Raw genomic sequence first — 4,865 nt, forward strand, 5'->3', positions numbered from 1 at the left:
GATGCCTACTTCACCGGGATGCGCGCCGGCTACGCCCGCTCGCGCGACCGGCTCGCCGGCGGCCTCGCCGATCTCGGCTTCACGGTGCTGCCGGCGCAGGCGACGTGGTTCCTCAACCTCGACATCGCCGATCTCGGCCACCCCGACGACGTCGACTTCTGCGAGTCGCTGGTGCGCGCGCATCGAGTCGCGGCGATTCCCGTGAGCGGGTTATACACGGAACGGGCCGTGCGCACGCTCGTGCGGCTCTGCTTCGCCAAGCCCGACGCGACGCTGGATGCGGCGCTGGACCGCCGCTCGGGCGTCCGGCGTGCGGCACTGTGAACGGGTTTCGGATTTGGGAAGTAACGCCCATCCCCTCTCCCCGCACGCGGGCAGAGGCCAGGCCGCACCCCGTCGTGCGGCCGGGAGGCGCAGCCGAAGCGGCGGTGAGGGGGCGGTGCCGTGGTAGGCTCCCCGGTCGAAGCCCCCTCACCGTCGGCTGCCGCCTCGCCGCGACGACGACGGGGTCGTCGCGGCCCTCTCCCCGCAGGCGGGGCGAGGGGATGCGCGGGTCCCGGGCGCGCGTTCCGATGCGGCGGGAGCTCCTGTGGCCGGGGGCCTTGCTCCAGGGGCCATTGCTCCAGGGGCCATTGCTCCAAGGGCCATCACTCCAGGGGCCATCACTCCAGGGGCCATGCGTCCGTCCGCCGAGCGCCGACGACGCCCCCCGCCTTGCCGGGGCAGCCCCGCGGCGCCACATCCCGGGCCATGGCCACCCTCGCTCACCGGTTTCCGCCGATGGATCCCTCGCAGACCTTCTCCCAAAGCTGGCGCGCGGGCACGACGCTGCGCATCGGCGACCAGAGCCGCGAGGCGACGCTCGCCCGGCTCGAGGCGCTGGCGCACCTGCTCGATTCCGCCTTCCTGATCCCCGGCCTCAACCGGCGGGTCGGGCTCGAGGCGGTGATCGGCCTCGTGCCGATCGTCGGCGACATCGCCGGCATGGTGATCTCGTCCTACATCGTCGCGGAGGCGCGCCGCCTCGGGGCGCCGCGCTGGCTGATCGCGCGGATGGCCTTGAACGTCGCCTTCGACGGCGCGATCGGCATCGTGCCCCTGGCCGGCGACCTGTTCGACGCTGCCTTCAAGGCCAACCGCCGCAACGTCCGCCTGCTGCGCCGCTGGATGGAACGCAGCGGCGGGCTGCGCCCCAACGAGATCGACGGCACCGCCGTGCGGATCGACGGCTGAGGATTCCCAGGGCACGCGGTTCCCGTCCCCTCCCCCCTCTGCGGGGGAGGGCGGGCCTCGCGTCAGCGCGGGTCGGGAGAGGGGAGCGACCTCTCCGGATGCGGCGCTCCCCTCTCCCCCCCTGCACAGCAGGGTCCCCTGCCCCGCACCCCAGTCGGGCCTGCCCGACTGGGGCACACGGGGCGTGGATCTCGGGCAAGCCCGAGATCCGTCGGGGGGAGGGAAATCGCGCGCACCCTACGACCCACTTCGCGCCCCACTTGCGGAGCAGCCCGCGATGAACGAGATCGCCCGGCCCCCCGAGGGCGACGCCGTGCCCGCGCCGATGCCCGGGGCGCAGCCGATCGTGCTGCGGCCGAGCGAGGGCCTGCCCGAGGCGCGGCCGCTCGCGCCCCGCCGCGGCGGCCTGTCGCCGCTCAACCGGCGCCGGCTCGAGAACTTCCGCCGCAACCGGCTCGGCTACGTCTCGTTCTTGATCTTCCTGGCGCTGTTCGTCGTCAGCCTGTTCGCCGAGATCCTGGCCAACGACCGGCCGATCGTCGCCTCCTACAAGGGCGAGTGGCTGTTCCCGGTGCTGATCGACTACCCGGAGGAGAAGTTCGGCGGCTTCCTGGCGCGGACCGACTACCGCACCCCCGAGATCGCCAGGGAGATCGCCGAGAACGGCTGGGCGATCTGGCCGCCGATCCCGTTCTCCTACGACACCATCAACGACGGGCTGCCGACGCCCTCGCCTTCGCCGCCGACCTGGATGCTCACCGACGCGCAGTGCCACGCCGCCGAGACGGTGCCGGGGAAGGGCTGCGCCAGCATTCCCTGGCACTGGCTCGGCACCGACAACACCACGCGCGACGTGCTCGCCCGCGTGATCTACGGCTTCCGCATCTCGGTGCTGTTCGGGCTGATCCTGGCCGCCGTCTCCTCGCTGATCGGCGTGGTCGCCGGCGCGGTGCAGGGCTATTTCGGCGGCTGGGTCGACCTGTCGTTCCAGCGCTTCATCGAGGTCTGGGGCGGCATCCCGACCCTCTACCTGATCATCATCATCTCGGCCTTCATCGCGCCGGGCTTCTTCGTGCTGCTCGGAATCATGCTGCTGTTCTCGTGGGTGGCGCTGGTCAGCGTGGTGCGCGCCGAGTTCCTGCGCGCCCGCAACTTCGAGTACGTGCGGGCGGCCCGCGCGCTCGGCCTGTCGAACGTCCGCATCATGACGGTGCACCTGCTGCCCAACGCCATGGTGGCGACGCTGACCTTCCTGCCGTTCATCCTTAACGGCTCGATCACCACCCTGACCTCGCTCGACTTCCTCGGCTTCGGCCTGCCGCCCGGCTCGCCCTCGCTCGGCGAGCTGCTGGCCCAGGGCAAGGACAACCTCACCGCGCCCTGGCTCGGCCTGTCCGGCTTCCTGGTGATCGCCGCGATGCTGAGCCTGCTGGTCTTCGCCGGCGAGGCGGTGCGCGACGCGTTCGATCCGCGCAAGACCTTCCGCTGAGCAAGACCTTCCGCTGAGCGAACCCTGCCGCTGAGCGAACCCTGCCGCCGAGCGCGCCTGTCGGCACCGCAAGACTGTCCGTCGGCACCGGCGTCGCGCGAAGCGACTGTGTCCCGGAGATGCGCCCGCCGGCCGCGCGCCGCGAATGCCTCGCGCGAGGACCGGGCCGGCCCTCGGATGCTTGACGCCTGAGGTTCGAGCACCGTCGGCGCGGCGGGATCCTCCGGCCCGAGGCATCCGTTCCCGCGCCCGGCCGCGAGAACATCATCGCGATACTTAGTATGTCTATACCGGTACGCGTGAATTCAAAATATCCCAGGCCATTGATCTTGGTGCGACACTTTTATCCACCATTGCGCAGACCTCCGGTTTGGACATAAAGCCGTCGCCCGGGCCGGCGGTCGCGCAAGACGCATCCGTCCAGCATTTGGCCCGCCCGCCCCGCCCGCGCGCGGGCGCTGTAACGGGTTCGGGCAACAGCGGAATCCCGCCCTCCGCAGTTGCAGAGATTTCGCGCGGCGCTGAGCACTGCATTGCTGCGGATGCCGGGTCGGTTGCACGGATAGCGCCGAAGCACGGCAGGCAAGATCCACACTTGTTCGTGTGTTGAGCACCGATAACCGCTCCGACATCCTTGCTTTCTCTGCCAAACATCATAATTCCTGCGGGTGGGGACCCATCAAGGAACAGGCAAGGAACGGACGTATGTCTGAAACTACACCGTCGGCACAGACCAGCAACGAGTATATCGAGCGGACCGTCGACGTCGTCGCGGCCTACGTGTCGAACAACTCCGTGCCGATCACGGAACTGCCGACGCTCATCGCCAGCATTCACGAGGCGCTGAACAACGTCGGCTCCGGAACGACCCCCGTCGCGGCCGAGACGGTCGAGAAGCCCAGCCCCGCGCAGATCCGCAAGTCGATCCGCCCCGACGGGCTGGTCAGCTTCATCGACGGCAAGTCCTACAAGACGCTGAAGCGCCACCTGACCAAGCACGGCCTCGACCCGCACAGCTACCGCGACCGCTACGGCCTGCCGGCCGACTACCCCACCACCTCGGCGAACTATTCGGCCCAGCGCTCGGCGCTCGCCAAGAGCCTCGGCCTCGGCCAGCCCGGCCGCTCGACCCCCGCCGAGGCCCCCGAGGAGGTCGAGGAGGCGGCGCCCGCGCCCGCCCGCCGCGGCCGCAAGGCTGCGACCTCCGCCGTGAAGGGCAGCCAGTCCCGCAAGGCCGACGCCGCCTGAGGCCGAGGCGGCCTCGCGCCCGCTCCGGCACGATCCGAGCCCCATCGGCAGACCCGGTCTCGCCGGAGACCTGCGTGCCGTCGGGCAGGTCGTGCCGGACGGGCGGATCGCGCCTCCCTCCGCTCCCTCCGCTCCCCCTCCCTCCGCTCCCCTGCGGCGCCCGACGACCGGCCCACGCCGCTCGGGCCGGCATTCGCCGGACGCGTGAGCGGGAAAGGCGCGGCGTGGCGAGCGAACCGACACCGCACGCGCGCCGCGATCCGGCGCGGCGTGCGGTGTCGTTTGCGAAGACCGTTCTCTCGAAGGATCGGCGGCGTCAGAGCGCGGCGCGCTGCCCGAGCAGCCGGGCCCGCGCCCGCGCGACCAGGGCAGCGCGGGCCTGCTCGGCGTCGTCGGCATCGAGCAGCGGCGAGGCGGCGAGGGCGGCGAGGTAGGCCCGCTCGGGCGCGCGGCAGGCGCCGATCGCCGCGTCGGCCGCCAGGAGCCGGCTTCCGATCGCGGCGCGCAGACCGAAATGCCGGTCGAGGCAGCCGTGCCAGGAGGCGTAGCGCGTCCCGGCCTCGCCGGCCCGCGCCGGCAGCGCGGCGGCGAGCGCGACGAGCAGGCCCGCGGCGAGCAACGATTTCGGGATGGAACGGAACATCATGGGCGTCGGGGTGGGCGGCTCCGATCCCGGAGCGTCGCGCCGACGCGGTGAAGGTTTCGTCAACGCCCCGACTGCGAGGCCATCCCGTTTCGGGACGTCGCCGCCGATCTCAGCGGTTGGCGGTGGTGACCGGGGAGGTGACGCCGCCGAGGGAGACCCAGGCGACGGCGTCCTGGCTCTCGCGCTTGATGAAGGTGTAGCCGGTGCGGTGCCAGGGCAGGATCTGGCTGGTCTTGTTGTCGAGCACCA

At 71.5% G+C, this 4,865-nt stretch carries 6 protein-coding genes; 4 read left to right on the forward strand and 2 right to left on the reverse strand.

The window, feature by feature from the left end:
- From MKK70_RS13940 to MKK70_RS13955, 4 genes are all read left to right on the forward strand, one after another.
- A partial coding sequence (locus MKK70_RS13940) for an aminotransferase class I/II-fold pyridoxal phosphate-dependent enzyme (RefSeq protein ID WP_243948461.1) occupies positions 1-324 on the forward strand: 324 nt, incomplete at its 5' end.
- Positions 325-780: 456 nt separating this feature from the next.
- Positions 781-1,233, forward strand: coding sequence for a DUF4112 domain-containing protein (locus tag MKK70_RS13945; protein ID WP_147729523.1), 453 nt, complete (start codon positions 781-783; stop codon positions 1,231-1,233).
- 277 nt (positions 1,234-1,510) lie between these two features.
- The gene (locus MKK70_RS13950) at positions 1,511-2,722 is read left to right on the forward strand and encodes an ABC transporter permease (protein WP_147729747.1); all 1,212 of its coding nucleotides are present in this window, start codon (positions 1,511-1,513) and stop codon (positions 2,720-2,722) included.
- A 705-nt stretch (positions 2,723-3,427) separates the two neighbouring features.
- On the forward strand, positions 3,428-3,970 hold the full coding sequence (locus MKK70_RS13955) for a MucR family transcriptional regulator (RefSeq protein WP_147860436.1): 543 nt from the start codon (positions 3,428-3,430) through the stop codon (positions 3,968-3,970).
- Positions 3,971-4,286: 316 nt separating this feature from the next.
- Here MKK70_RS13955 and MKK70_RS13960 read toward each other — a convergent pair whose 3' ends face one another.
- A complete protein-coding gene (locus tag MKK70_RS13960; RefSeq protein ID WP_243948463.1) occupies positions 4,287-4,616 on the reverse strand; it encodes a hypothetical protein in 330 nt (109 codons plus the stop codon).
- Positions 4,617-4,725: 109 nt separating this feature from the next.
- The coding region (locus MKK70_RS13965) for a transglutaminase-like cysteine peptidase (RefSeq protein WP_243948329.1) at positions 4,726-4,865 on the reverse strand (140 nt) is incomplete at its 5' end.

The organism is Methylobacterium sp. E-041 (assembly GCF_022829665.1).
Taxonomy (GTDB): Bacteria; Pseudomonadota; Alphaproteobacteria; order Rhizobiales; family Beijerinckiaceae; genus Methylobacterium.

Coding starts and splice junctions, on each gene's coding strand:
- MKK70_RS13945 (WP_147729523.1), top strand. CDS start 781: ATGGATCCCTCGCAGACCTTCTCCCAAAGCTGGCGCGCGGGCACGACG.
- MKK70_RS13950 (WP_147729747.1), top strand. CDS start 1,511: ATGAACGAGATCGCCCGGCCCCCCGAGGGCGACGCCGTGCCCGCGCCG.
- MKK70_RS13955 (WP_147860436.1), top strand. CDS start 3,428: ATGTCTGAAACTACACCGTCGGCACAGACCAGCAACGAGTATATCGAG.
- MKK70_RS13960 (WP_243948463.1), bottom strand. CDS start 4,616: ATGATGTTCCGTTCCATCCCGAAATCGTTGCTCGCCGCGGGCCTGCTC.